The following is a 26,618-nucleotide window of genomic DNA, read 5'->3' as shown; positions in this document are numbered from 1 at the left end:
CGTTCGGCTTGCAAGCCTGCACAGGCCGCGCACGCCCGCCGCGAATCCCGATTGTCCGAATCCGGCGGCGACTGGTAAATTTTCCCTGAAGACGCGGGGGCCGGGAGGCTCCCGATTCAATCAGGGGACGTCATGATGACCATCCGGTTCAGCCTTCAACCACTATTCCTCTCCGCCGCTCTCCTCGCGGCGGCGCCCGCAGCCGAAGCCGCCACGATAGACTTCCTCTCGGGCTCGGCGGACGGCGCGGGCGGCTACGCCGCCGGCGGCTTTCTCGTCTCGCCCTTCACGCCCGCCGCCTGCCCCGCCGGCGCCTGCGCCGGGCTCGCGGAGGGCGCGCCCGTCAGCCTCCGCCGCGCCGATGGCGGCCTCTTCTCCCTCTCCTCGCTCACCCTCCTCCTCCCCGGCGTGGAGGACGAGGCGACGAAGACGGCGAAGGAGGAGCTGAAGAAATCGAAGGAGGACGAACTCGCCGCGAAGAAGGCGAAGGAAGCCGCCGAGGCCGAGAAGACGCTGAAGGAGAAGGAGGCGCTCAAGGCGAAGGAAGACGAGAAGATCGCGAAGGACGAGGAAAAGGCCGCCAAGGAGAAGGAAAAGCAGGCGAAGGACGAGAAGGACGGCCTGCCCCCCGGCATCGGCGAGAAGGAGAAGGACCTCGCCGAGAAGAAGGCGAAGGAGGCGAAGGACAAGGCCGATCTGGCGAAGCAGAAGGCCGACCTCGCCGAACAGAAGCGGATCGAGGCGGAAAAGAAGAAGCAGGAGATCGAGAAGGACCTCCTGGAGAAGGAGAAGCTCGCGATCCTGAAGGAAAAGGAGCGCAAGGAGCTGGAGAAGAAGGCCCTCGCCCTCGCCTCCGCCGCCACCGTCCTCGTCTCGGGCCCCGGCGGCTCCCGCCTCCTCACCGCGCTCGACCTCGACCTCGGAACGCTGACGACGGTGACGCTCGACCCGGCGCTCTTCGGCAGGGTGAGCGGCGTCACCCTCTCCACCGCCGCGCCCGGCGGCGCCCTCTTCGCCGCCGCGACCTTCGGCGCGCCCTCCGCCATCCCCCTGCCGGCGACGGCCTGGCTGCTCCTCGGCGGCCTCGGCGCGCTCGGCCTTCTCAGGCGCCGCCCGAAAGCCTGATTGCGGGGCGGGCCCTCCGGCGGTAGACACGCCTCTCCGCCGGAACGGGGCCCGCCATGAAAGAAGAGTTCCACCGCATCAAGCGCCTCCCGCCCTATGTCTTCGCGGAGGTGAACCGGCTGAAGGCCGAATATCGCGCCGCCGGGGTCGACATCATCGATTTCGGGATGGGCAACCCGGACATGGACACGCCCTCCCACATCGTCGAGAAGCTGATCGAGACGGTGCGGAAGCCGCGCACCCACCGCTATTCCGCCTCCAAGGGCGTCGCCGGCCTCCGCCGCGCCGAGGCCGGCTATTACGAGCGCCGCTTCGGCGTGAAGCTCGACCCCGAGACGGAGGTCATCGCCACGCTCGGATCGAAGGAGGGGCTGGCGAACCTCGCCATGGCCATCACCGCGCCGGGCGACGTGATCCTCTCCCCCAACCCCTCCTACCCGATCCACCCCTACGGCTTCATGATCGCCGGCGCAGCGCTCCGCCACATTCCCGCGCTGCACGAGGGGCGGTTCGACCCCGAGGCCTATATGCGCAGCCTCGACCGCGCGGTGATGCACTCCGTGCCGAAGCCCGCCGCGCTCATCGTCTCCTTCCCCTCGAACCCGACCGCGCAGGTCTGCGATCTCGACTTCTACGGGGAGGTCGTGGCCTTCGCGAAGAAGCACGAGATCTGGGTGCTCTCCGACCTCGCCTATTCGGAGATCTATTTCGACGGGAACCCGCCGCCCTCCATCCTCCAGGTCGAGGGCGCGAAGGAGGTGGCGGTGGAGTTCACCTCCCTCTCCAAGACCTACGCCATGCCCGGCTGGCGCATGGGCTTCGCACAAGGCAACGCCCGCCTCGTCGGCGCGCTGACGCGGATCAAGTCCTATCTCGATTACGGCGCCTTCACGCCGGTCCAGGTCGCCGCCGCGGCGGCGCTGAACGGCCCGCAGGACTGCGTGGAGGAGATCCGCGGAATCTACCGCTCCCGGCGGGACACGCTGGTCTCCTCGATGGCCGCCGCAGGCTGGACCATCCCCTCGCCCCCCGCCACGATGTTCGCCTGGGCCCCGGTCCCGCCCGCCTTCGAGGCTTTGGGCTCGATGGGCTTCTCCCGCATCCTGCTGAAGGAGGCCGGCGTCGCCGTCTCGCCAGGCGTCGGCTTCGGGGAGTACGGCGAGGGTTACGTCCGCCTCGGCCTCGTCGAGAACGAACAGCGCATCCGCCAGGCGGCGCGCGGCGTGAAGCGCGTGATCGCCCGCGCGGCGGAGCTGATCGCGGAGGATGAGGCCGCGCGCCAGAACGGGAAGAGAGCATGACAGAACCCCTCCGCATCGGCCTCGCCGGCCTCGGCACCGTCGGCGCCGGCGTCGCCCGGCTCCTCGCCGCGAACGCCGACCTGATCGCGGCGCGCGCAGGGCGGGAGGTCCGCGTCGTCGCCGTCTCCGCCCGCGACCGGGCGAAGGACCGGGGCGTGGACCTTGCGGGCCTCGCCTGGGAGGAGGACCCTGTCGCCCTCGCAGGCCGCGCCGATGTCGACCTCTTGGTCGAGGCGATGGGCGGGGAGAGCGGGCCGGCGAAGGCGGCGACGGAGGCGGCGCTGGCCCGCGGCGCGCATGTCGTGACCGCCAACAAGGCGCTCCTCGCCCATCACGGGGCCGCGCTCGCCGCGGCGGCGGAACGGGCGGGGGCGGAACTGCGGTTCGAGGCTGCGGTGGCCGGCGGCATCCCTTGCGTGAAGGCTCTGGGCGAGGGGCTCGCCGGCAACCGCGTCGCCCGCGTCATGGGCGTCCTCAACGGCACCTGCAACTACATCCTGACGCGGATGGAGGCGGAAGGGCTCGCCTATGCCGATGTGCTGGCCGACGCGCAGCGCCTCGGCTACGCCGAGGCCGACCCCTCCTTCGACGTGGGCGGGACGGACGCGGCGCACAAGCTCGCCCTCCTCGCCGCCCTCGCCTTCGGAACCCGCGTCGATTTCGACGGCGTGATGACGGAGGGGATCGACAAGCTCTCGCTGGCGGACATCGCCCACGCCGCCGAACTCGGTTTCCGCATCAAGCTACTCGGCGTCGCGCGGATGCAGGGCGAGGCGCTGGAGCAGCGGATGCGCCCCTGCCTCGTCCCCGCCGCCTCGCCCTTCGGCAAGCTCGAAGGCGTCACGAACATGGTGGTCGTGGAGGGGGATGCGGTCGGCCGCATCGTGATGGAGGGCCCGGGCGCCGGCGGGGGGCCGACCGCCTCGGCCATCGTCGCTGACGTGATCGACATCGCCCGCGGGGCCCATAGCCCGGCCTTCGGCGTCCCCGCCGCCCTGCTCCGCGCCGCGCCGCGCGCCGAATCGGGCGCGCCCGCCGCCTATTACATCCGCCTCGCGCTCGCCGACCGGCCGGGCGCGCTCGGCCGCGTCGCCGCCGCGCTCGGCGCCGTCGGCGTCTCCATCCACCGCATGGTGCAGAGCGCGGACGAGGCCGAGGGCGGGGAGGCGACGGTGCTCATCGTCACGCACGAGACGACGAGGGAGCGGCTCGATTCCGCCCTCGCCGTGGTCGCCGCGAGCGACGTCTCGATGGGCGCCCCCGTCGCGATCCGGATCGAGCCGGTCTAGCACCAAGGCCGGTCGGCCTGCGAACGGAGCGGGGAGGGCCGCGACCTCCCTCGGGAGGACGCGGCCCGGGCTGGACGCGCGGGCCAAGGGCCGCGGGGGGAGCGCTGCGCCTCCGACCGGCCGATTCCAGCGGTCGGCCTCTGCTCCAGTTCGCCCCGCTTCAGGCCCGCGCCGCGCCGATCCCCCGCCGCGCCCAGAGGATGAAGGGCAGCGTCACGAGATACATCGTGATGCCGTAGACGCCGGAGGGCAGCGCCATCGCCGGCACGCCCGTCGCCGCGGCGGCGATCAGCCCGCTCACCGCGATGCCGAGCGTCGCGTTCTGCACCCCCGCCTCCAGCGCGATGGCGAGCCCCTCCCCGCGGGAAAGCCGCATCAGCCGCGCGAAGGCGACGCCGAGCGCCAGCATGACGACGTTCAGAAGAACGAGCAGCGGGCCGAGCACCGGCAGGTTTTCCACGAAAAGCCCCCAGTTCGCGGCGAGCGCGCCGGCGACGATGAGGACGAAGAGCGCCGTCGCCGCCCGCGCCGCCCACGGCTCGAACCGGTCCGCGAAGCCCCGCGCCCATGCCCGGATCGCGACGCCGAGCGCCACCGGCGCCGCCGTGATCGCGAACATGGCGAGCCCGAGCGCGCCGACATCCACCGCCGGCGCCGCCTCGCCCATCAGGCCCATTGCGGCCCAGGCGACGAGGAACGGCACGGTGACGACGGAAAGGAGGCTCGCCGCCGCCGTCAGCGTGACCGAAAGCGCGACCGCCCCGCCCGCCAGCCGCGTCAGGATGTTGGAGGTCACGCCGCCGGGGCAGAAGGAGAGGATCATCACGCCGAGCGCCAGTTCCGGCGGCGGCGCGAAGAGGAGGACGAGCCCGAGCGCGACCGCCGGCAGGAGCAGCATCTGCGTCGCGGCCCCCACGGCGAAGGCCATTGGCTTCGCCCCGACGCGCGCGAAATCCGCCGGCGTCAGCCCCAGCCCGAGCGAGAACATGATGAAGGCCAGCGAGAGCGGCAGGAAAATGTCGAGCAGCATCGGAACCTCCCGGAGTTCGGGATTGCTCCCATCCGCCTCGCCGGCGCGCAAGCCGGAATCACGCCAACCGAAGGCGCCGGGCCGGGATACGATCCGGATACCGGATGTTCACGATTTTCGGGTAAGGCGAATGAATACCGCTTCCGACCATGCTGCATGAAAGAGATGAAGATCGCGTTTCCGCCGAAATCTGCAATACGGTTGTAATACGTTTGTAATACGCTTTCTTACACCAAAAGAGCCGATTTTTGTGAGCGATTACAGGCGCTTGAAGGGCGACCCCGGGAATTCGCGTCTCCCGGGCCCGGAGCGAAGCAGCGCGCGGCCCCGCTTTTCCCTTTGAAGTCAGCGCCTTGCCCCGAAAGCAACAGCCTTCACGCAACGCTCGCGTTGCGCGTCATCTCAGCCAGCCCGCCTCCCGGCACGCCCCCGCCGCCATCAGCGCCCGCCCGTCCCGATAGCGCCGGAGGCTGAACCGCCCGTCCGGCGCCAGCCGCACCCAGTCCCGCCCCGCCTCCGGGCGGAGCACGACGCCCGAATGGCTGCGGCTCACCCCCGCATCCCAAACCTCCCCGCCCGCGAAGGCGACCGCGGCGCGCTGGCCGGAGAAGAGCACGGTGAAGCCCGGCGCCGGAACGCGGCTTCGCCCGGCGCAGGAAACGTGGATGTTCTCGCAGAGAACGGGATGATCCGGCGCGCAGCGCAATCCCTCCTCCGCCGAAGCCGCGCCCGCGGCGAGGAGAAGCGCCGCCGCCAGCCTCACCGGAACACGTGGTCGAGCGTCAGCGCCTTGAAGTCGGTCGCCTTCACCGCCCCCGCCGGCATCAGCCCTGCCTCGGAGGAAATGACCAGCGGCCCCGCGGAAGGGTCGTCCGTGATCCGCCCGTGCGTCCCCTTCACCAGATGCGTGGCGGAGGGGGAGATGACGTCGAGCAGGCTCCGGAACCCCATCTTCCGCTTCGCCAGCGTCCAGCCCGCCTTCAGCTTCGGCGCGGAGAGCGCCGGATCGAAGAACAGCTCCACCGGGTCATAGCCGGGCTTGCGGTGAATATCGACCGTGCGCGCGAAATCCGGCGCCTTCCGCTCGTCGAGCCAGTAGTAATAGCTGAACCACCGGTCCGCCTTCGTGATCGCCACGATCTCGCCCGAGCGCGGATGGTCGAGCCCGAGCGCGGCCCGCTCCGCCCCGGCCCATACGCCCTCGACCCCGTCGAGCCCCTCGATCAGCGCCCGCACCTGCGGGATCAGCGCCTCGTCCTTCACATAGACATGGGCGATCTGATGGTCCGCCATCGCGAAGGCCGCCGAGGCCCCGCAATCGAGGATCTCCCGCCCGAATTCCTCCGGCCTGACCCGGATCAGCCCCGCCTCGCGCAGCGCCCGGTTGATATGGACCGCATCCGTCGCCTTCGTGATCCCGTATTCGGAGACGACGAGCACGCGCCGCCCCGTCGCCTCCGCGAAGTCGATCAGGTCGCCGCAGAGCGCGTCGATCTCCCGCAAATCCGCCTGGAGCCGCGGATGCGAAAGGTCCGGCCCGAGCCGCTGCAGGTTGTAGTCGAGATGCGGGAGATAGGTGAGCGTCAGCGTCGGGTCCCGCGTCTCCATCACATGCAGTGTCGCCTTCGCGATCCAGTCGGAAGACGTGATGTCCGCCAGCGGCCCCCAGAACTTGAAGAGCGGGAAGGTCCCGAGCTTCGCGTCCAGCTCGTCATGGAGCGCGGGCGGTTCCGCGTAATGGTCGGGCAGCTTCCGCCCGTCGGCGGGGTACATGGGCCGCGGCGTCGCGGACCAGTCCGCGGTCGCATACATGTTGTACCACCAGAACATCTTGGCGCAGGTGAAGCCCGGATTCCGCGCCCGCCCCGCCTCCCAGACCTTCTCGCCCGAGACGAGCTGGTTCGGCTGGCGCCAGAGCAGCACTTCGGAAAGGTCGCGGAAGAACCACCCGTTCGCCACCGCCCCGTGGCCGGAGGGCGGCAGCCCGGTCAGCAGCGTCGATTGAGCCGTGCAGGTGACGGCGGGCGTCACCGTCTCCAGCGGCCGCATCGCGCCCTTCGCGGCCAGCGCCGCGAGCCGCGGCGTATGCGGCCCGATCAGGTCGGGCGCGAGCCCGACCGCGAGTATCACCAGTGTCGGAGTCATCCGCCCCTCCCCGTTCTTCTTTTTCGCGACTATCGCGGAATCTCGCCCCGCAAGGAAGCCCGCCTCTGGAGCGCTCCCGCGCCTTGCCCTACTCTCTCCGAAAAACAGGGAGGAGACGACATGGCGGCGCCGGTGGAGCTCTTGCGCGGATGGGTCATGGCCCGCGCGGGGAAGGAGGCGATGTGGCTCGGGGACACGCTCGCCAATCTCGCGGACGGCGCGCCGGAAAAGGCGCTGCACGTCGTTCTCGGCCTCGCGCCGCGGCGGCTCGGCAAGGCGGACCTCGCCCTCTCGCCCGCCGATCTCAGGGCGGCGGACGCGGCGCGGCCGGGATGGGACCCGTCGGACTGGAGCCTTGACGGCGCCGCCCGCGTCCTCGCCCTCCTCGTCTATCGCGGCGCGCGCCCCTTCGCGGAGACGTTCAAGGATCTCCGCCGCACGGCGGACGCCGCGGAGATGATCGCCCTCTATCGCGGCCTGCCGCTCTATCCCGAGCCGGAGGCGCTGGATTTCGAGGTCGGGGAGGGGCTCCGCTCCAATCTCCGCCCGGTCTTCGAGGCCATCGCCCACCGCAACCCCTGGCCGCGCGACCATTTCGACGAGCATCGCTGGAACCACATGATCCTGAAGGCGCTCTTCGTCGGCGCCCGCCTCGCCCCCATCGTCGGGCTGGAGGCGCGGGCGAATCCGGAGCTGGCGCGCATCCTCTGCGACTATGCGGACGAGCGCTGGGCCGCCGGCCGGCCCGTGACGCCGGAACTCTGGATTCCCGTCCGCCCCTTCGCCGGGGACCCGAAGATCGACGCGGCGCTCGCCCGCGCGGAGGAGACCACGGCATGATGTTCATCGACCCCCACGCCCACATGATCTCCCGCACGACGGACGATTACGAGGCGATGGCCGCCGCCGGCGTCGTGGCGCTGATCGAGCCCGCCTTCTGGCTCGGCCAGCCGCGCACCTTCGTCGGCACCTATGTGGACTATCTCTCCACCATCGTCGGGTGGGAGCGGTTCCGCGCCGGGCAGTTCGGCATCCGCCACTATTGCACCGTCGGCCTCAACTCGAAGGAGGCGAACAACGAGGAGCTGGCCGAGGGCGTGATGGAATGGCTCCCCCGCTTCGCGCTGAAGGAGGGCGTCGTCGCCATCGGGGAGATCGGCTATGACGAGCAGACCCCGCTGGAGGACAAGTATTTCCGCCTCCAGCTCGCCCTGGCGAAGGAGCTTCACCTCCCCGTCATGGTCCACACCCCGCACCGGGACAAGAAGCGCGGCACCTCCCGCTCGATGGACGTGTGCGAGGAGATGGGGGTGGACCCCTCCATGGTCGTGATCGACCACAACAACGAGGAGACGGTGGCGGAGACGCTCCAGCGCGGCTACTGGGCCGGCTTCTCGATCTATCCCTCCACCAAGATGGGCAACGCCCGCATGGTGGAGATCCTGAAGCGCTATGGCGGCGAACGCATCATCGTGGACAGCGCCTGCGACTGGGGCATCTCGGACCCGCTCGGCGTCGCCAAGACGGCGAAACTGGCGCTGGAGAGCGGCATCGCCCCCGAAACGGTGGAGCGCGTCTGCTACCGCAACGCGCTGGAGGCCTACGGCCAGTCCGGCCAGATGAACGAGGCGGACTGGCTGGACCCGCCCGCCATCGACCAGCGCACGCTCTACGAGGGCAACTCCATCCTCCGCGGCGGCCGCGACCCGGTGATCGAGGAGAGCGGGGCGAAGCGGCGGGGCCTGCTGATCGAATAGGCCCCTACCGCTTCAGCGCCGCCCGCCGGTATCCCGCCGCCTCCGCCACATGCGCCCGCCCCACCCGCTCCGCCCCGTCAAGGTCGGCGATGGTGCGGGCGAGGCGCATGACGCGGTGATAGCCCCGCCCCGTGAGCCGCAGCCGCTCCGCCGCCCGGTCCAAGAGCTCCCGCCCCGGCCCGTCGGGCGCCGCGATCTCCTCCAGCAACTCCCCCGAAAGCTCCGCATTGGTGCGGAGCTTCAATCCCCGCTCCTCGAACCGCGCCTTCTGCCGCGCCCGCGCCCGCGCCACGCGGGACGCGACGGGGGCGGAAGGCTCGCCCTTCGGCGCGGCGGAGAGATCGGCGGGGGAGACGCCGGGCAGCTCGATCTGCACGTCCATCCGGTCCAGCAGCGGCCCCGAGATCCGCGCCTGATAATCGAGCCCGCAGCCCGGCGCCCGGGAACAGGCGAGCGCCGGGTCCGCCATGTGCCCGCAGCGGCACGGGTTCATCGCCGCGACGAGCTGGAACCGCGCCGGATAGCGCACATGGGCGTTGGCGCGGGCGATGAACGTCTCCCCCGTCTCCAGCGGCTGGCGCAGGCTCTCCAGCACGGGCCGCGCGAATTCCGGCAATTCGTCGAGGAACAGCACGCCGTTATGCGCAAGGCTGATCTGCCCCGGCGCCGCGGAGCGCCCGCCGCCCACCATCGCGGCCATCGAGGCGCCGTAATGCGGGTCGAGGAAGGGGCGGCGGCGCGGCGCCCGCCCGTCCCTGAGCAATCCCGCCACCGAGTGGATCATCGAGACTTCGAGCGCCTCCGCCGCATCCATCGGCGGCAGGATGCCGGGGAGCCGTTCCGCGAGCATCGACTTCCCCGCGCCCGGCGGCCCGATCATCAACATGTTGTGCCCGCCCGCCGCCGCGACTTCGAGCGCGCGGCGCGCCCCCTCCTGCCCGCGCACGTCGGCGAGGTCCTTCACCGGCCCCTCGTTGCCCGGTCCCGCCGGCTCCGGCGCCGGCAGGCTCTGCCGCCCCGCGAAATGGTTGATCAGCGCCGTCAGGCTCCCCGCCGCGATCACATGCGCCGCGCCGACAAGCGCGGCCTCCGCGCCGCAGGCTTCCGGGCAGACGAGGCTCATCTCCGCCTCCGCCGCGGCGAGCGCGGCGGGCAGCACCCCGCTCACCCGCCCGATCCGCCCGTCGAGCGAAAGCTCCCCCATCGCGAGGCAGCGGGAGACCTCCTCCGCCGGCGCGACTTCCAGCGCGGCGAGAAGGCCGAGCGCGATGGGGAGGTCGTAATGCGCCCCCTCCTTCGGCAGGTCGGCGGGCGCGAGGTTCACGGTGATGCGCCGCGGCGGCAGGGCGAGGCCGATGGCGTTCAGCGCCGCGCGCACCCGCTCCTTCGATTCCGCCACCGCCTTGTCCGGCAGGCCGACGAGGGTGAAGGCGGGGATGCCGGGGGCGAGATGCACCTGCACCTCCACGGGCCGCGCCTCCATCCCCTGAAAGGCGACGGTATGCGCCACGACCATGCCCGCCCCCCTTCGAAACAGGATGGAAGCGTGGCCTGCAGGCGCCGGCGCGTCAATGGGTCGGGCGCCGCGCGCCTAGCGACGGCGGGAATCGTCCGGCGTGATGATCATGGCGGAGAATTCGGCCTCGGCCGCGATCTCCCCGCCGACCTTGCCCTCGGCCCAGAACTTCCAGATCTTGCCGCGGCCACGGAGGATCTTCACATGCAGCTCCAGCCGGTCCCCCGGCGCGACGATCTTGCGGAAGCGCGTCTTGTCCAGCGTCATGAAATAGACGAGGAGCCCCTTGTCGATCATCTCCAGCGTCTCGACGACGAGAACTGCGGCGGTCTGCGCCATCGCCTCGACAATGAGGACGCCGGGCATGACCGGCTTTTCCGGGAAATGGCCCTGGAAATGCGGCTCGTTGACGGAGACGTTCTTGATGCCGACCGCGCTGTCATTGACGCGTATCGCCTCCACCGCGTCGATGAGAAGAAACGGATAGCGATGCGGGATCATCCGCTTGATGCGCTCGACATCGGCATGTTTCAGGTCTTCGCTCGCCATTCCGTCCATGCCAGCCGATCTCTTGTTCTTGGTTCCTGTCCGTCATACCGCGCCGCGCGCTAGGGTCAAGCGGGCGGGCGACCCTCATTCCTCCGCCGGTTGCGCCGGCGGCAGGGGAATCGGCGGCGCGGCGTCGAAGCGGCGGATGACCTCTTCGGTCACGTCGGCGCCCGGCCTCGCGGCGAGCACCGTTCTCGCATCGAGGATCAGCGTTGCGCCGCTTTCCTCCAGAACCGACTGCAGCACCGGCTCCAGCGCCGCCGCAAGGTCGCGCCGGGCGCCGATGAAGCGGGCCTGAAGCGCCTCGCCCTTCGCCTGGCTGTCGCGCCGCGCCTCGCGCACCCGGATGTCGAAGGCGCGCACCCGCGCCTCGAAGGCGGCCTTGTCCCCTTCGTCGCGAAGGGCCGCGATCTCCGCCTCTTCGGCTTCGAGCGCGCGCCGCAGCGCCTCAAGCTCCTCGCCGAGCGCGACGCGCGCCTCCCGCTCGCTTTCCGCGAGGCTCCGCGCTGGAACGCTGTCGCGCAGGACGCGCTCGCGATCGACGATCAGGATCGGCGGCGCCTCCTGCGCGGCCGCCGCGCAGGCGAGCGCGAAGAGGCAGGCGGCGGCGAGCCTCGCCGCGACGACCCGCATTCAGAACCGCGTTCCGACCGTGAGCCGGAAGAACTCGGTCTCGTCGCCGGACTGTTTCTTGACCGGAACGGCGAAGTTCAGCCGGAGCGGGCCGAAGCCCGAATCCCAGAAGATGCTGGCGCCGACCGAGGCGCGAAGCTCCGCGGAATCGTTCACGCCGACGACGAGGCCGTTCGAGGCGCTGCTCGGGTCCGTATCGACCGCAGAACTGTCGTCGAGGCTCCAGAGCGTGCCGACATCGGCGAACACCCCGCCGAAGATGCCGAACTCGTCCGGCAGGCCGAGCGGGAAGGTCAGCTCCGTCCGGCTGATGGCGTAGAAGTTGCCGCCGAGCGCGTCGTCCCGCTCGATGCCGTTGAAGCCGAGCGAACTGTCTCGCGGTCCGATGCCGGAGAAGGCGAAGCCGCGGAAACTGTCTCCGCCGAGGAAGAAACGGTCGTTGATCTTCAGGTCGCGGCCGAGCCCGAAGAGCGCGCCGCCCTCGAATTCCTGGCTGAGGATCACGTCGTCCGCGAAGAAGGACGTCCAGCCCTTGGCGCTGGCGACGGTCCGCGAATAGCGCGCCTCGCCGCCGAGGCCGGCGAAGGTCTGGGTCCAGGCGAGGAAATAGCCGTCGGTCGGCTCGATCGGATCGTTCCGCATGTCATGGGTGTAGCGGAAGCCGATTGCGGAGGTGATCTGCTTGCCCTCGTCGATCCGGATCAGCGGCGAGACGTTGAGGCCGAAATCGCGGATATCGTCCTGCGAGATCTCGTAGAAGAGCCGCAGCCGCCCGGGCTCGCTGATCGGGAAGGTCATCGACGGGATGAAGCCGATGCTGGAGATCTCGAAGGAGCTCTCGCTGTCCAGATCCTCGTCGCGGTAGAAGACGTTGAGCCCCGCCCGGAGGTCGCGGTCGAGGAAGGCCGGCTCCTCGAAGGTCAGGTCGAAGACGCGGCTGTCGCCCGAGACGCGGACGCGGGCGCGGGCGAACTGGCCGCGGCCGAGGAAGTTCGCCTCTTGGATCGAGACCTCGCCGGTCGGCCCGGAGGCGGAAGAGAAGCCGACGCCGAAATTGATCGAGCCGGTGGATTGCTCCTCGACCTCGACCTTGATGAGCGCGCGGTCCTCCGTCGCGCCCTGCTCCGTCCGCACGTCCACATTGGCGAAGAAGCCGAGCGCGCGGATGCGGCCGCGGGCGCGCTCCACCTCCCGCGCGTTGAAGGCGTCGCCCTCCACGAGGCGGAACTGGCGGCGGATCACGCGGTCCAGCGTCGAGTCGTTGCCCTCGATGTCGATCCGGTCGACATAGACGCGCGGCCCCTCCACCAGCTCGAAGCCGACGTCGATCGTCCGCTCCTCCTCGTTGCGGCGGGCGAGCGGGCGGACGTCCATGAAGGCGAAGCCCTGCTGCCCGGCGAGGAACACCATGTCGGCGATGATCTCTTCGACCAGCGTCGCGTCATAGGTCTGCCCGCTCAGCCCCGCGGGGATCAGCACCTCGAAATCCTCGGGCGCGAGCGCCGGCGCGGAGGACTGGACGGTAAGCTCCCCGAACGAATAGAGCGGCCCTTCCTCGACCGTGAAGGTGATGAAGAAGCCGCCCCGGTCCGGCGCCAGCTCGGCGACGGCGGAGAGCACGGTGAAGTCGGCGTAGCCCTGGCTGAGATAGAAGCGGCGGAGGAGCTGCTTGTCGAATTCCAGCCGCTCCGCATCATAGACGTCGGAAGAGAGCAGGAAGCCGAGCAGCCCGGATTCGCTCGTGTCGATCACGCCGCGGAGCCGCCCGTCCGAGAACTGCTCGTTGCCGACGAAATCGATCCGGTAGATCTCGGTCACCTCGCCCTCGGCGATCTCGAAGACGAGGTCCACGCGGTTGTCCGGCAACTCGATGATCACGGGCTCGACCACGGCGCCATAGCGCCCCGTCGCCCGGTAATTGTCGATCAGCGCCTGCGCGTCCGCCTCCGCCTGCGCGCGGGTGAAGGGGCGGCGCGGGCGGGAGGAGACGATGGAGAGCATCTGCTCGTCCGTGATGAGGTCGTTCCCCTCGAAATTGATGCGGTTGATGGAGGGGTTCTCCGCCACCTGCACGAGGAGGCGCCCGCCATCCGCCGCCACCGCCGCATCGCGGAAGAGGCCGGTGTCGAAAAGCTGGCGGACGGACTGGTTCAGCGCCGCCTCGGTGATCGGGTCCCCGACCCGGAGCGCGAGATAGGAGGCGATCGTCACCGGCTCGATGCGCTGGTTGCCGATCACGACGATCTCGGACACGGTTCCGCCCGCCGTCGGCGCGGCCGTCTGCGCCGCAGCCGGCGTCAATAGCGAAGGCGCCCCCGCAAGAAGCGCCGCGGCCATCGCCGCGATCCGGGCGGCTTTCATTGCATGCAGCCGAAGCGTCATCCCACGGAGGATCGCCATCGCCACCTCTCTCACCGCTCGCCGCCGGGCGCGGTTCCGCCCGCGCGGCCCTCGTTCCGCCTCGCCCGCCGCCTCAGCGCAGCAGGTCGTTGTATGTCGCGAAGACCATTAACAGCATTATGGCCGCGAAGCCTACTCCATTTCCGATTTCCTGCCACCGTGCGCGCAGCGGTTTCCCGCGCAGCGCCTCCAGCGCGTAGAAGACGAGATGCCCGCCGTCCAGCACCGGAATCGGGAAGAGGTTGATGAGCCCGATCGAGGTGGAGATGAGCGCGATCATCAGCGCCAGCGTCCCGATCCCCTGCTCCGCCGCCTGGCCGGAAACCTTCGCGATCTGGATCGGCCCGCCGAGCTGGCTCGAATCCGCCGTCCCCCCGATCATGCCCCCGATATAGCCGAGCGTCCCGGTGATGATCGCCCAGGTGCGGGAGACGCCGTGGAGCAGCGCGTCCGCCGGGTTCGCCGCCTCCGTAAGCGGCTCGATCCCGCCGAAGGAGGCGTTGCGCACGCCGATCATGGCGCGCCGCTCCGTCCCGCCTCCGGGCGCCGCCATGTCCACCATCTGCGGCGTGAGGCTGAGCGCCAGCCGCTCCTCCCCCCGCGCCACGTCGAGCGTGAGCGCGGCGCCGCCCGAGGCTTCGACCCGGGCGCGCAGCGCGTCGAAATTCGGGGTGGGAACGCCGTCCACCGCCTCGATCACGTCGCCGGATTTCAGCCCCGCCTCCGCCGCCGCGCCGCCGGGGATCACCTCGTCCACCCGCGCGGGGCGGAGATAGAGGATGTCCACCAGCTCCTCCCCCGCGCCGCGGTTCACCAGCGCGCGGGCGGGCACGCCGTCCACCTTCGCCAGTTCCTCCAGCAGCTCGGAGAATGTCTCGACATGGACGCCCTCGACCGCAATCACCCTGTCCCCCGCCAGGAGGCCGAGATCGGCGTTCGCGTCGGCCCGGACGGAGCCGACCACCGGCTCGTTCAGCTCCCGCCCCGCGACCATGGCGACCGCGGCGAAGACGAGGATGGAGAGGAGGAAATTCGCCAACGGCCCCGCGAGCACCGTAACCGCCCGCCGCCAGACCGGCGCGAGGTGGAAGGCGCCCGCCCGTTCCTCCGCGCTCATCCGCGCGATCGCCGCGCGGTCCATCCCCGCGGAGGCGGCGTTCATGTCGCCCGCGAATTTCACATAGCCGCCGAGCGGCAGGGCGCCGACGCGCCAGCGCATCCCCCGCTTGTCCGTCCAGGCGAAAAGCTCCGGCCCGAAGCCGATGGAGAACACCTCGGCCCGGATGCCGACCCAGCGGCCGACGATGTAATGCCCGTATTCGTGCACGAAGACGACGACGCCCAGCACGATCAGGAAGGGCAGCACCCAGCCCACATAGGGAAGTTCGGCGATATACGACATCCGGCTCCGTCTCTTCCGGGCCGCGCCGCTCAGGCGGCGCTTTCGGCCATTTCCGCTTCGGCGAGCCGCCGCGCCTCCCGGTCCATCGCGAAGACGTCCTCGAGGTCGCGCGCAGGCTCTCCCGTCGCGAGACGATCTAGCACGATCTCGACCACCCGCGCCATGTCGAGAAACCCGATCCGGCCTGCGATGAATGCGCCGAGCGCGGCCTCCTTCGCGGCGTTGAGCGCGGCCCCCGCGAGTTCCGAGCGGTCCATCGCCGCGCGCGCCAGCCTCAGCGCGGGAAAGCGCGTCTCGTCCGGCGCGGAGAAGTCGAGCCGGCCCAGCGCCACGAGGTCGAGCGGGGCGACGGGCAGCTCGCTCCGCTCCGGGAAGGTCAGCGCATAGCCGATGGCCGTGCGCATGTCCGGCGCGCCGAGCTGCGCGAGCATCGAGCCGTCGGCATAGGCCACCGCGGAATGGATCACCGATTGCGGATGGACGACCACCTCCAGCGTCTCGGCCGTCGCGCCGAACAGCCAGCGCGCCTCGATCATCTCCAGCGCCTTGTTGAACATGGAGGCGGAATCGATGGAGATCTTGAGGCCCATGTCCCAGTTCGGATGCGCCGCGGCCGCCTTCGGCGTCACGTCCCGCATCTTCTCCAGCGGCCAGTCGCGGAACGGGCCGCCCGAGGCTGTGAGGATGAAGCGGACGGGTGCGACGCCGGCGTTTGCGTCGAGGCACTGGAAGATCGCGCTGTGCTCGCTGTCCACCGGGATCACGCGGGCGCCGGCGGCCCTCGCGGTCGAAAGGAAGAGCCCGCCGGCGGAGACGAGGCATTCCTTGTTGGCGAGCGCGATGGTCGCGCCCGTTCCCGCCGCGGCGAGGGTCGGGGCGAGGCCGGCGGAGCCGACGATGGCGGCCATCACCCAGTCCGCGGGCCGCGAGGCGGCCTCCACGAGCGCCGCCGGCCCCGCCGCCGCCTCGACGCCGGAGCCCGCCAGCGCCTCGCGAAGGTCGTCGAGCCGCGCCGGGTCCGCCGTCACCGCGATCTCGGCCGCGAATTCGAGCGCGCTCGCCGCCAGCGCCTCGACATTGCCGGCGCCGGTCAGCGCCACGACGCGAAAGGCGCGCCGCCCGCCGAGCGTCCGGATCACGTCCAGCGTGTTTCGCCCGATCGAGCCCGTCGCGCCAAGAACGGAGACGCGCCGCATCACCAGGCCCAGATCGGCTGGTCGGGCCGCACGAGCGAAAGCGCGCCGACCGCCACGGTCGCCGCGATGAGCCCGTCCAGCCGGTCGAGAAGGCCGCCATGGCCGGGCAGGATGCGCCCGCTGTCCTTCTTCCCGAACCGCCTCTTGAAGGCGCTCTCTCCAAGGTCGCCCGCCTGTGCGACGGCGGAGACGAAGACGGCGGCGATCTCCGCCCCGCCGCCGAAGGGCCGCCCGGCGCCGAGCCCGATCAGGAAGGCCGCCAGCGCGGCGAGCGTCACCCCGCCGATCGCGCCGGCCCAGGTCTTGTTCGGGGAGACGCGCGGCCAGAGCTTCGGGCCGCCGATCAGCCGCCCCGAGAAATAGGCCCCGATATCCGTGGCGACGACGACGAGCACGAGCCAGACCACGGCCTGCAGCCCGTGCGCCGGCGCGCCGAGAAGAAAGACAAAGAACGAAAGCGCGACGCCGAGATAGAGCGCGCCGAGCAGGCTCCACCAGGGCGAGCGCCCGCGCGCGAGGTCGAAGAGCACGCCGAGCGCGGCGACCGCGACAAGGAAGAAGATCGCCTCCGCCAGCCGCCCTCCGAAGGCGACGAAGGCCGCGCCGGCGACCGCGAGCGCCTGAAAACCGGCGAGGACCCGCACCTCGTCCCGCGCCGCGATCCGGCGCCATTCCCAGGCCATGATCCCGCCCGCCGCCATCACGAAGGCGAGCCCCCAGGCCCCCCCCGCCCAGATCGCGCCGAAACCAAGCGCGGCGAAGGCGACGGCGATGACGGAGCGGACCGCAAGGTCGGAAAACTTCCCCGTTCCCGCCCCCGCCATGGCCGCCTCAGGTCGCCACTGCGCCGAAGCGCCGCTCGCGCGCGCCGTATTGCGCCAACGCCCGCGCCAGCGCCGCCCGGTCGAAATCCGGCCAGAGATCGTCCACGAACACGAACTCGGCATAGGCGCATTGCCAGAGCAGGAAGTTGGAGATGCGCTGCTCTCCCGATGTGCGGATCAGGAGGTCGGGCGGCGGCAGGCCGCCGGTGTCGAGCGCATCCGTCAGCGCGCTCTCCGTCAGGGCCTCCGCGTCGATCTCCCCCGCCGCGACGCGGCGCGCGAGGCGGCGGGCGGCGGCGGCGATCTCCGCCCGGCCGCCGTAGTTGATCGCGATGACGAGGGTCAGCCTGTCATTCCCCGCGGTCTGCGCCTCCAGTCCGGCCATCATCTCCCGGATGTCGGGGGCGAGGCCCTCCCGGTCGCCGATGAAGCGCACTTTCGCGCCGCGGCGGGAAAGCTCCGCGGATTCCCGCCGCATGTAGCGGCGGAAGAGATTCATCAGGCCCGAGACTTCCTCTGTCGAGCGCTTCCAGTTTTCGGTCGAGAAGGCGAAAAGGGTGAGAACCTCGATCCCGAAATCGGGGCAGGATTCGACCACGGCGCGCACCGCGTCGGCGCCCTTCCTGTGCCCGGCGAGGCGCGGCAGGCCCCTGCGGGTCGCCCAGCGGCCGTTGCCGTCCATTATGATCGCGACATGGCGCGGCCTGCGCGGCTCGGCGCGCGGCGTCTCGTCGAAATTCTCTGGCCGTCCCATGTCGCCGCCGGTCCTCTCGCTCGCTGGCCGCCCGCGGGCGTCAGACCTGCATGATCTCGTCCTGCTTCGCGCTCAACGCCTCGTCTATCTTCCGGATGCCCGCGTCTGTGAGGGATTGCACTTCGTCGGACCAGAGCTTCTGGTCGTCCTCGCTCATCCCCGCCGCCTTGGCCTTCTTCACCTGGTCCATTCCGTCCCGCCGCACATTGCGCACGGCGATGCGGGCGTCCTCGGCATATTTGCCCGCGAGTTTGGCGAGTTCGCGGCGCCGCTCCTCGTTCAGTTCGGGAATCGGCAGGCGCAGGATCGTCCCGTCCACGACCGGGTTGATGCCGAGGCCCGAAGAGCGGATCGCCTTCTCGACCTTGCCGACGAGGCTCTTGTCCCAGACGTTCAGGGTCAGCATGCGCGGCTCCGGCACGTTGACCGTCGCCACCTGGTTGATCGGCGTCATCGCGCCGTAGGCGTCCACCTGGATCGGCTCGACCATGGAGGCGGAGGCGCGCCCCGTGCGGAGGGACTGGAACTCCAGCCGCAGGTTCGCAAGCGCGCCGTTCATGCGCTTCTCGAGCGCGTCGAGATCGATTTCCAGCTCTTCCTCAGACATCCTGTCCGAATCCCCCTTCGCGGCGAGGGCGCCTTCAGGCGCCGCTCAACCCTGATCGACAATGGTGAATTTTCCCTCGCCTCTCAAGACCGCGGCGAATCCGCCCTCGTGATAGAGGGAGAAGACGACGATGGGCAGGTTGTTGTCCCGCGCCATCGCGATCGCGGAGGCGTCCATCACCTTCAGGTTGCGGGTCAGCACTTCGTCGAAGCTGATCCGCGGGAAATGCGTCGCCCCCGGGTTCTTCTTCGGGTCGCTGTCATAGACGCCGTCGACCTGGGTGCCCTTGTAGATCGCGCCGCAATTCATCTCCATCGCCCGCAGGGTCGCGGCCGTATCGGTGGTGAAATACGGGTTCCCGGTGCCGGCGGCGAAGATGCAGATGCGCTTCTTCTCCAGATGCCGCACCGCGCGGCGGCGGATATAGGGCTCGCAGATCTGGTCCATCGGGATGGCGGAGATGACGCGGGTGTGGAGCCCGAGCGCCTCCAGCGCGGACTGCATGCCGAGCGCGTTCATGATCGTCGCCAACATGCCCATGTAATCCGCCGAGGCGCGCTCCATCCCCTGCGCGGAGCCCGACAGCCCGCGGAAGATGTTGCCGCCGCCGATCACGAGGCAGAGCTCGACGCCCATCTCGTGAACCTTCTTCACCTCTGCGGCGATGCGGGAAACGGTTGGGGGGTGGAGGCCGAAGCCCTGGTCGCCCATCAGCGCCTCGCCCGAGATCTTCAGCAGGACGCGGGAATGGGTCGGTCCCGGCGCCGGCGAGCCGGCTGCGGCGCCTCCGTCCGAACCCTCATCCTGCATGGCGTGCTCCTTCCCAGCGCGGCCCGAACCTGTCCGAATTCGCGTTCAATCGCAAGGCGCGGAAGCGCGCCGCGGCGCGCGCTTCCCCTGCGGAGGAGAGGGTCGGGCGGCCTCAGCCGCCCATCGTCTTCGCCACCTCGGCGGCGAAATCCTCCTCCTCCTTCTCGATCCCCTCGCCGACCTGAACGCGGGCGAAGGCGGTGATCGTGAAGGGCCCGGCCGCCGCCACCGCCTTTTCGACGGTGAGGTCCGGGTTGATGACGAAGGCCTGCTTCAGGAGGCAGACCTCGGAGAAGAACTTCTGCATCCGGCCGACGATCATCTTTTCGATCACCGCCTCGGGCTTGCCGCTCTCGCGCGCCTGCTCCGTCAGCACCTGCTTCTCGCGCTCGATCAGCGCCGGGTCGAGATCTGCCTCGGAGAGCGAGGCGGGCGACGTCGCGGCGACATGCATGGCGACCTGCCGGCCGATGGCGAGCGCGGCCTCGGCCTCGCCGCCCTTCACGCCGACAAGCACGCCGATCTTGCCCATGCCCTCCGCCGCGGCGTTGTGGACATAGGTGGCGACGTGATCCGCCTCGATCCGCGCCATGCGGCGGACAGTCATGTTCTCGCCGATCGTGGTGATCTTCTCGGTCACCGTGTCGGCCACCGTCTTGCCGCCGATGGAGGCGGCGAGGAGCGCGGGCAGGTCCGCCGCGTCGAGCGCCGCCGTGGCGACGGCTCCGCACATAGTCTGGAATTCGGCGTTGCGCGCCACGAAGTCCGTCTCGGAGTTGATCTCGACGGCGACACCGACGCCGGGCTTCGACGCGACCGCAACGAGGCCCTCCGCCGCGACGCGGCCCGATTTCTTCGCCGCCTTTGCGAGGCCCTTGGCGCGCAGCCAGTCCACCGCCGCCTCGATGTCGCCGTCCGTCTCGGTCAGCGCCTTCTTGGCGTCCATCATGCCCGCGCCGGTCATGTCGCGCAGGTTCTTAACGTCGCTGGCCGTGATCGCCATGTCATGCTCCTCGGTCTCGGAGACGGCCCCGCCGTGCGGGGCCGCCGATGCGATAGGTCCGCCGGGCGACGGTTTCGTGACGCCCGGCGAAGAAGGGGGTCAGGAGGCGGGCGCTTCTTCCGCCGGAGTCTCCTCGGCCGGCAGGTCGTCCACCATCGGCTCCTCGATCTCGCCGAGGTCGAAGCCCGCCGCGCCCATCTGCGCCGCCATGCCGTCGAGCGCGGCGTCGGAGGCGAGGTCGCAATAGAGCTTGATCGCCCGCGCCGCGTCGTCATTGCCGGGGATCGGATAGGTCACGCCCTCGGGGCTCGAATTCGAGTCGAGCACGGCGACGACGGGGATGCCGAGCTTGTTCGCCTCGAGAATCGCCAGCGCCTCCTTGTTCGTGTCGATCACGAACAGGATGTCCGGCACGCCGCCCATCTCCCGGATGCCGCCAAGCGACATGGTGAGCTTGGTGCGCTCGCGGTCGAGGTTCAGCCGCTCTTTCTTGGTCAGCGCCGCGGCGCCGCCGCCGTCCAGCATCTCGTCCAGCTTCTTGAGCCGGGAGATGGAGTTGGACACGGTCTTCCAGTTGGTGAGCGTGCCGCCGAGCCAGCGGTGGTTCATGTAATACTGCGCGGAGCGCTCCGCGGCCTCGTGAACCGCCTTCTGCGCCTGCCGCTTCGTGCCGACGAAGAGGATGCGCCCGCCGCGCGCCACCGTCTCGCGCAGCGCGTTGAGCGCGGCGTCGAGCAGGGGGACGGTCTGCGTCAGGTCGAGAATGTGGATCCCGTTGCGGTCGCCATAGATGTAGGGCCCCATCTTGGGGTTCCAGCGATGCGTCTGGTGTCCGAAGTGAACGCCCGCTTCGAGAAGCTGGCGCAGGGAGAATTCAGGCAGAGCCATGATCCGCGTTGTCCTTTCCGGTTTCGCCGCTGCGGGGTCAGGGCTCTCGCCCAACCGGCGGACCGTACGGGATGTCTCCCCGCCCGGCCCAATCCCCGCATGTGGTTTGGTGGCGCGGCCTATAGACCGCCGCGCCGCCGCAGGCAAGGGGCCGCGTCAGAAGCGGTAGGAGAGGGAGACGAAGGCGTCGATCGTCTCGTAGCGGACCTTCAGGCTCTCGCCGCCGCCGCTCCGCTTCAGCGTCGGGCTCCCGGCGTTCAGGTAGCGCGCTTCGAGCCCGAGGCCCCAGTTCGCGTCGATGTCCCAGCGGAGACCGGCCCGGGCCTGCAGGGCGATGGCGCCGCTGTCGCTGTATTCGCCGGCGGCGGCCCCGCCCGATATGTCGAAATCCACTTCCTGCACGATGCCGACGCCGACGCCGCCGAAGGGCCGGAGGCGGCCGACGCCGCCAGGCGCCTCCCAGCCGTCGAGCGTGTAGAGGAGATGGCCGGAGACGATCACCGAGGCCAGGTCGCCCCCGGCGCCGAAACCTCCCGGCGCGAAGGAGCCGGCGTCTCCGGTCCGGTAGAGATATTCGATCTCCGCCGCGAGGTTCGGCGTGAACTCCCATCCCGCGGCGAGGCCGAAGCCGTATCCGGCGTCGAACGAGGCCTCCGCGGCGCCGCCGCCCGCGCGCCTCGCGGTCTGGTCGAGGAGAAAGGAGGCGCCGCCGAGGGCCTTGAGATAGGGCCCCTCGGCGGCGGCGCCAACCGGTAGGGCGGCGGCAAGCGCGAAGAGAATCGGGGCGGCGGGGGGCAGGAAGGCGAGGCGCATCGTGAAGCTCCGGGTTCGTTGTCCATGCCCGGTCGATGAAGGGGCTGGCGGCCCGGCTCCACCCGTTTTGCACGAAACGCCGCCGATCCGGCGCCGAATGCCGCGCCTTCAGCCCTCTCCCGGCGCAGTCGCGGCGAGGGCCGCGCGCAGGGCCGCGCGGCGGGGCCGGGCGACGGGCAGGCGGAGGCCGCCCGTCAGCACGCAGACCATCCGCTCCCCCTCCGTTTCGAGATCGACGACATGGCGCGCCGCGACCCAGTGCGAGCGGTGGATCGTCAGGCCGGGCGGCCCGCCCGCCGCCTCAAGCGCGGCGACCGCGCGGCCGATCGGATGGAGGATCAGGGCCTCCCCCTTCGTCGTCCGGAGGCGGAGATAATGGAGCTCCGCGCTCATCGCCACGAGGTCCCGCCCGATGCGGCGCGGCGCCTTTTCCCAGAGCGCGCGCAGCGCCGCATCGTCGGCGCCCTCGCCCGCGGGCGCCGCCTCCGCCGCCGCCGCGCCGTCCCGCGGCGCCTCGCTCGCTTCGAGGGGGAGCAGCCGCGGCGCGTTCAGGAGGAGCCAGAACAGCCCCACGGGCGCGGCGAAGGCCTGGAACTCATCGACCGTCCTGGCGAACAGGGAGCCCTCGTCATCCTGGATCGCGAGCCCGTCGAACCCGGCGTCGAGCGCGAGCGCGACCGGGGTGAAAGCCGCGGCGCCCAGCGCCGCCGCAGCCGCGACGAGAAGAACGGGCGTCCTTCGCTCGATGCCGGGCACGAGCCCGAGCGCGAGCTGCGCGAGGCTGAGGCAGGCGAGCGCGCCATAGACATGCAACGCCCAGAAGAGCAGCCGCGCCGCAGGGCCGAGCCCCTCCGAGGCCGCGGGCGCCAGCGCCGCGAGCGCAAGCGTCAGCGCCGCCCCGGCCGCGGCGAGGTAGCCGAGCCAGAAGCCGTAGGCCGGACTCATGCGCCGGCTTCGAGCCGCCGGAACTCGTCGCTCTCGGCATCGAGGCCGAACATCTCGCCTTCCGCGATGTTCACCCAGACGCCGTGGAGCGTGAGCAGCCCCCGCTCCACGGCCTCGCGCACGAAGGGAAATGTCGCGAGGTTGGCGAGGGAGGCGCGCACCGCCTCGTGCTCCAGCGCCGTCAGCGCCGCGCGGCCCTCGAGCCCGAGCGCGCTGACCGTCTCGAATCCGGGGCGGAGAATGTCCATCCACCGGCCGACGAAGCTCGTGGCCTTTTCGAGTTCCGGCGCGGCGCCGGAACACATGTCGTGGCAGGCCTCGACCCCGCCGCAATGCGAGTGGCCGACGACGACGATATGCGCGACCCTGAGCGTCGTCACGGCATACTCCACCGCCGCGGAGGTGCCGTGGCGCTCCCGGTCCGGCGCATAGGGCGGAACCAGATTCGCCACGTTGCGGACGACGAAGAGGTCCCCCGGCTCCGCCCCGAACATGTTCACGGTGTCGAGCCGGCTGTCGCAGCAGGAGATGATCATCGCGCGCGGATGCTGCCCTTCGGCCATCAGCCGCGCATACCAGACCTTCGAGTCGGCGAACCGCACGCTCCTCCAGGAGCGGAACCGGTCGATGAGATAGTTGGGGATCGGATGCGCCAGAAGCCCCATGTCGTCCTCCTCACCTCCCGCCCCGGGCGTGACAAACCGAAACGCGCATGACAGACTCGACGCGGCGGGTAAAGGGCGGAGGCGGGCATGCGGAGGATCGGGCTTCTCGCCGCCGCAGCGGCTTCGCTTGTCGCGGCGGCCCCCGGCTCCGCGCAGCAAAGCCCGGCGCATGAATTCTGCCGGATGACGGAGGGTCCCTCCGGGCCCGCCTTCGAGACATGCGTATCCGGCCAGATCGCAGCGGCCCAGAATGTCGCGCGCCTTCTCGCCTCGGTCCGGGGCCGGCCGGACGCGGCTTCGACCCTGATCGCGGTCTATGAGGAGTGCCGCGCCCTCTGGTCCCCCGACTATTCCCTGATCGACCGCTGCGTGGCCGACCGGCTCGAAGGGCGCTGACGGGCGACCGGCGAGAGCCGGTTTGACAAGCGGGCGCCCGCCCCGCTTTATTCCGCCGCCGCGGGCGCCCCCGCGACCCCTGAAGCAGCGGAGACCGCCATGCCCTTCAACGCCCTTGTCGTCGAGAAAGCCGAGGACGGCGCCATCAGCCAGTCCATCAAGCCGCTCGAGATCTCCGACCTGCCCGAGGGCGAGGTGGTGGTGGACGTCGAATACTCGACGCTGAACTACAAGGACGGTCTCTGCCTCACGGGCAAGGGCGGCCTCGTTCGAAATTATCCCCATGTCCCCGGCATCGACTATGCGGGAACCGTCTCGGAAAGCGCGGACGCGCGCTACAAGCCGGGCGACAAGGTCGTGCTGACCGGCTGGCGCGTCGGCGAGGTCGTCTGGGGCGGCTATGCGCAGAAGGCGCGCGCGAAGGCGGACTGGCTCGTGCCGCTGCCCGCCGGGCTCACGACGCGGCAGGCCATGGCGGTCGGCACCGCCGGCTTCACCGCGATGCTGTCGGTGATGGCGCTGGAGGCGCACGGGCTGAAGCCGGGCGCGGGGCCGGTGCTGGTCACGGGCGCGGCCGGCGGCGTCGGCTCCGTCGCGGTCGCGATCCTGGCGAAGCTCGGCCACGAGGTCGCCGCGGTGACGGGGCGGCCGGAGACTTCGGATTACCTCAAGTCCCTCGGCGCGACCCAGATCGTCGCGCGGGAGGAGATCGCGGAGGCCCCGGCGAAGCCGCTGGAGAAGGAGACCTGGGCCGGCTGCGTGGACGCGGTGGGCGGGTCGATGCTCGCCCGCGTGCTGACGCAGCTGAAATACGGCGGATCGGTCGCGGCCGTCGGCCTCGCCGGCGGGGCCGCGCTGCCGGCGACGGTGGTGCCCTTCCTCCTCCGCGGGGTGAATCTCCTCGGCATCGACAGCGTGATGCAGCCCTACGAGCCTCGCGTCGCCGCCTGGAAGCGGATCGCGGCCGACCTTCCGATGGACAAGCTCGAAGAGATGGTCCGCCCCGCTGCGCTCAAGGACCTTCCGGCGCTTGGCGCTGCGATTCTCAAGGGCGGCGTGCAGGGGCGCGTCGTCGTGGACGTGAACGCCTGAACACGGCGTTCTTCAACCCAAGGCGGAGCGGCCCACGCGCCGCTCCGCCTTGGCGTTTGTATATGAGCGAATTGTGAACGAAATCGCCCGGATTTGGCAAGAAACTCGCGTCGAATATAGCTAAAGTCCCCTTCGTCAATCTTGTCGATGTGGGGCTACCATGAAACAGATCTTGGCGATCGCGCTTGCGATCGGCTTTTCTACGGGTGCGGCGCGCGCCGCCGTTTTCGATTTCGAGGCATTCGCCACCAACACGGCGATCAACTCGATCACGGGCGGCGGACTCACCGCCACCGTCGTCACCGACAGCAACCGCGCCGTCGCCAATGGCGGCACGAATCAGGCGGTTGTCTTCGACACCCTTAATCCGACCGGCAACGACAACGACCTCGCGTCGCCCTTCGCGCCGGCGCCGGGGTTCTCGGGGCCGCTCAACGCGAGCAAGATCCTGATCATCGCGGGGCCGCAGAACGGCAATCTCAGCCTGCCGGACGACGATGCGCAGGGCGGGACGATCACCTTCACCTTTGACCGCAAGGTCAACGTTCTCGGCTTCGACTATCTCGATACGGAAGGGAACGGCAACGAGCTCTTCGTCTCGACGGATCTCGGATTCCTCTCCACGGCGCTGGTGGCCGGGGACGGGCAGTACGGCTCCTTCTCCACGCCGCTCCTCGGGATCCAGTCGCTCACCTTCGCTTTCGGCGGCTCCGGCGGGCTCGACAATCTGAACGTGCAGGCGGTTCCGCTGCCCGCGGCGGGGCTGCTTCTCCTCAGTTCGCTCGGCGCGCTCGGCCTCTTCAGGCGGCGCGCCCGGGCCTGAAGGGTTCGGCCCGGCTTGAAGCCTTCCTCCGCCCCGGCGCATGGTCGGCGCCGGGGCGGAAGGCAGGGAGCGGAGCCATGAGAATCGTCGGGGGCCGGTTCCGCGGCCGCGCCATAGCCGCGCCGGGGGCCGACTGGGGCGGGACGGCGCATCTGCGCCCGACCTCGGACCGGGTGCGGGAGGCGATCTTCAACCTCCTCGCGCATGGCGACTACGGCGGCGCGCCGGAAGGGATGCGGGTGCTCGACCTCTTCGCCGGCTCCGGCGCGCTCGGCTTCGAGGCGCTGAGCCGGGGCGCGCTCCGCGCCGTCTTCGTGGATGACGGCGGCCCGGCGCGGGCGCTGATGCGCGAGACGGCGGAGCATCTCGGCCTCAACGGCGTCACGAAGATCTGGCGGCGGGATGCGACGAGGCTCGGCCCCTGCCGGGGCGAGCCTTTCGACCTTGTCTTTCTCGATCCGCCCTATGGCGCCGGCCTCGCCGCGCCCGCCCTCGCCTCGGCCGCTGAGGGCGGCTGGCTCGCCCCCGGCGCCCTCATCGTCCTCGAGCAGGAGAAGGGCGCCGAGCCGCCCGAAGCGCTCTCGGTCCTCGACGACCGGACCTATGGCGAGACGCGGGTGCTGATCGGGCGGGCGGCGCCAGGGTAGCCACGGGA

27 protein-coding genes are annotated in these 26,618 nt (G+C 70.5%); 9 read left to right on the top strand and 18 right to left on the bottom strand.

The genetic code is table 11. The features are described from left to right. Positions 1–135: 135 nt before the first annotated feature. Genes ACE37J_RS11420 through ACE37J_RS11410 form a run of 3 tightly spaced genes read left to right on the top strand, consistent with a single transcriptional unit; the run spans position 136 to position 3,715 of the window. Complete coding sequence (locus tag ACE37J_RS11420) at positions 136–1,125, top strand: VPLPA-CTERM sorting domain-containing protein (protein WP_409711379.1); 990 nt, start codon at positions 136–138, stop codon at positions 1,123–1,125. A gap of 56 nt (positions 1,126–1,181) precedes the next feature. Then, complete coding sequence (locus tag ACE37J_RS11415) at positions 1,182–2,426, top strand: LL-diaminopimelate aminotransferase (protein ID WP_409711378.1); 1,245 nt, start codon at positions 1,182–1,184, stop codon at positions 2,424–2,426. Then, complete coding sequence (locus tag ACE37J_RS11410; RefSeq protein ID WP_409711377.1) at positions 2,423–3,715, top strand: homoserine dehydrogenase; 1,293 nt, start codon at positions 2,423–2,425, stop codon at positions 3,713–3,715. Before ACE37J_RS11415 ends, ACE37J_RS11410 begins: the two co-directional genes overlap by 4 nt. 160 nt (positions 3,716–3,875) lie before the next feature. On the opposite strand, the gene ACE37J_RS11405 is transcribed toward ACE37J_RS11410, so the two are convergent. From ACE37J_RS11405 to ACE37J_RS11395, 3 genes are all read right to left on the bottom strand, one after another. Further along, positions 3,876–4,745, bottom strand: a complete 870-nt coding sequence (locus tag ACE37J_RS11405) for a bile acid:sodium symporter family protein (protein WP_409711376.1) — start codon at positions 4,743–4,745, stop codon at positions 3,876–3,878. A gap of 397 nt (positions 4,746–5,142) precedes the next feature. Further along, a complete protein-coding gene (locus ACE37J_RS11400) occupies positions 5,143–5,508 on the bottom strand; it encodes a hypothetical protein (RefSeq protein ID WP_409711375.1) in 366 nt (121 codons plus the stop codon). Then, complete coding sequence (locus ACE37J_RS11395; RefSeq protein WP_409711374.1) at positions 5,505–6,890, bottom strand: alkaline phosphatase family protein; 1,386 nt, start codon at positions 6,888–6,890, stop codon at positions 5,505–5,507. The genes ACE37J_RS11400 and ACE37J_RS11395 overlap by 4 nt, the downstream gene beginning before the upstream one ends. A 120-nt stretch (positions 6,891–7,010) precedes the next feature. On the opposite strand from ACE37J_RS11395, the gene ACE37J_RS11390 reads away from it, so the two are divergent. Then, complete coding sequence (locus tag ACE37J_RS11390; protein WP_409711373.1) at positions 7,011–7,730, top strand: EboA domain-containing protein; 720 nt, start codon at positions 7,011–7,013, stop codon at positions 7,728–7,730. Next, positions 7,727–8,647 (top strand): TatD family hydrolase, encoded by a 921-nt coding sequence (locus ACE37J_RS11385; protein ID WP_409711372.1) that lies wholly within the window; start codon positions 7,727–7,729, stop codon positions 8,645–8,647. The genes ACE37J_RS11390 and ACE37J_RS11385 overlap by 4 nt, the downstream gene beginning before the upstream one ends. A 4-nt stretch (positions 8,648–8,651) precedes the next feature. On the opposite strand, the gene ACE37J_RS11380 is transcribed toward ACE37J_RS11385, so the two are convergent. The 15 genes from ACE37J_RS11380 to ACE37J_RS11310 form a co-directional block, all read right to left on the bottom strand. Beyond that, on the bottom strand, positions 8,652–10,163 hold the full coding sequence (locus tag ACE37J_RS11380) for a YifB family Mg chelatase-like AAA ATPase (protein ID WP_409711371.1): 1,512 nt from the start codon (positions 10,161–10,163) through the stop codon (positions 8,652–8,654). A 75-nt stretch (positions 10,164–10,238) separates the two neighbouring features. Next, positions 10,239–10,712 (bottom strand): 3-hydroxyacyl-ACP dehydratase FabZ, encoded by a 474-nt coding sequence (gene fabZ, locus ACE37J_RS11375; protein WP_409711370.1) that lies wholly within the window; start codon positions 10,710–10,712, stop codon positions 10,239–10,241. An 84-nt stretch (positions 10,713–10,796) separates the two neighbouring features. Beyond that, entirely contained in the window at positions 10,797–11,345 is a 549-nt protein-coding gene (locus ACE37J_RS11370) for an OmpH family outer membrane protein (protein WP_409711369.1), read from the bottom strand. Next, entirely contained in the window at positions 11,346–13,745 is a 2,400-nt protein-coding gene (bamA, locus tag ACE37J_RS11365) for an outer membrane protein assembly factor BamA (RefSeq protein WP_409711368.1), read from the bottom strand. A gap of 73 nt (positions 13,746–13,818) precedes the next feature. Then, the gene (rseP, locus tag ACE37J_RS11360; RefSeq protein ID WP_409711367.1) at positions 13,819–15,147 is read right to left on the bottom strand and encodes an RIP metalloprotease RseP; all 1,329 of its coding nucleotides are present in this window, start codon (positions 15,145–15,147) and stop codon (positions 13,819–13,821) included. Between the two features lie 29 nt (positions 15,148–15,176). Further along, on the bottom strand, positions 15,177–16,343 hold the full coding sequence (dxr, locus tag ACE37J_RS11355) for a 1-deoxy-D-xylulose-5-phosphate reductoisomerase (protein WP_409711366.1): 1,167 nt from the start codon (positions 16,341–16,343) through the stop codon (positions 15,177–15,179). Beyond that, a complete protein-coding gene (locus ACE37J_RS11350; RefSeq protein WP_409711365.1) occupies positions 16,343–17,167 on the bottom strand; it encodes a phosphatidate cytidylyltransferase in 825 nt (274 codons plus the stop codon). Before ACE37J_RS11350 ends, dxr begins: the two co-directional genes overlap by 1 nt. 7 nt (positions 17,168–17,174) lie before the next feature. Beyond that, entirely contained in the window at positions 17,175–17,921 is a 747-nt protein-coding gene (gene uppS, locus ACE37J_RS11345; RefSeq protein ID WP_409711364.1) for a polyprenyl diphosphate synthase, read from the bottom strand. 40 nt (positions 17,922–17,961) lie between these two features. Beyond that, positions 17,962–18,528: a ribosome recycling factor gene (gene frr, locus ACE37J_RS11340; RefSeq protein WP_409711363.1), complete on the bottom strand. Its 567-nt coding sequence runs from the start codon at positions 18,526–18,528 to the stop codon at positions 17,962–17,964. A 45-nt stretch (positions 18,529–18,573) separates the two neighbouring features. Continuing rightward, on the bottom strand, positions 18,574–19,338 hold the full coding sequence (pyrH, locus tag ACE37J_RS11335) for a UMP kinase (RefSeq protein WP_409711362.1): 765 nt from the start codon (positions 19,336–19,338) through the stop codon (positions 18,574–18,576). 112 nt (positions 19,339–19,450) lie between these two features. After that, positions 19,451–20,341: a translation elongation factor Ts gene (gene tsf / locus ACE37J_RS11330; protein WP_409711361.1), complete on the bottom strand. Its 891-nt coding sequence runs from the start codon at positions 20,339–20,341 to the stop codon at positions 19,451–19,453. A 99-nt stretch (positions 20,342–20,440) separates the two neighbouring features. Beyond that, a complete protein-coding gene (gene rpsB / locus ACE37J_RS11325; protein WP_409711360.1) occupies positions 20,441–21,229 on the bottom strand; it encodes a 30S ribosomal protein S2 in 789 nt (262 codons plus the stop codon). Positions 21,230–21,385: 156 nt separating this feature from the next. Then, positions 21,386–22,042 (bottom strand): outer membrane beta-barrel protein, encoded by a 657-nt coding sequence (locus tag ACE37J_RS11320; protein WP_409711359.1) that lies wholly within the window; start codon positions 22,040–22,042, stop codon positions 21,386–21,388. Between the two features lie 108 nt (positions 22,043–22,150). Further along, complete coding sequence (locus tag ACE37J_RS11315; protein ID WP_409711358.1) at positions 22,151–22,987, bottom strand: LytTR family DNA-binding domain-containing protein; 837 nt, start codon at positions 22,985–22,987, stop codon at positions 22,151–22,153. After that, complete coding sequence (locus tag ACE37J_RS11310) at positions 22,984–23,652, bottom strand: carbonic anhydrase (protein WP_409711357.1); 669 nt, start codon at positions 23,650–23,652, stop codon at positions 22,984–22,986. Before ACE37J_RS11310 ends, ACE37J_RS11315 begins: the two co-directional genes overlap by 4 nt. Before the next feature lie 87 nt (positions 23,653–23,739). On the opposite strand from ACE37J_RS11310, the gene ACE37J_RS11305 reads away from it, so the two are divergent. The 4 genes from ACE37J_RS11305 (at position 23,740) to rsmD (ending at position 26,610) form a co-directional block, all read left to right on the top strand. Beyond that, complete coding sequence (locus ACE37J_RS11305) at positions 23,740–24,048, top strand: hypothetical protein (RefSeq protein WP_409711356.1); 309 nt, start codon at positions 23,740–23,742, stop codon at positions 24,046–24,048. Between the two features lie 99 nt (positions 24,049–24,147). Beyond that, on the top strand, positions 24,148–25,140 hold the full coding sequence (locus tag ACE37J_RS11300; protein WP_409711355.1) for an MDR family oxidoreductase: 993 nt from the start codon (positions 24,148–24,150) through the stop codon (positions 25,138–25,140). Between the two features lie 160 nt (positions 25,141–25,300). After that, entirely contained in the window at positions 25,301–25,963 is a 663-nt protein-coding gene (locus tag ACE37J_RS11295; protein ID WP_409711354.1) for a VPLPA-CTERM sorting domain-containing protein, read from the top strand. Between the two features lie 77 nt (positions 25,964–26,040). Further along, on the top strand, positions 26,041–26,610 hold the full coding sequence (rsmD, locus tag ACE37J_RS11290; RefSeq protein WP_409711353.1) for a 16S rRNA (guanine(966)-N(2))-methyltransferase RsmD: 570 nt from the start codon (positions 26,041–26,043) through the stop codon (positions 26,608–26,610). Positions 26,611–26,618: the final 8 nt, after the last annotated feature.

It is taken from the genome of Pikeienuella sp. (assembly GCF_046290545.1).
Lineage (GTDB): Bacteria > Pseudomonadota > Alphaproteobacteria > Rhodobacterales > Rhodobacteraceae > Pikeienuella.
This window is presented reverse-complemented; position numbering and strand designations above follow the sequence as displayed.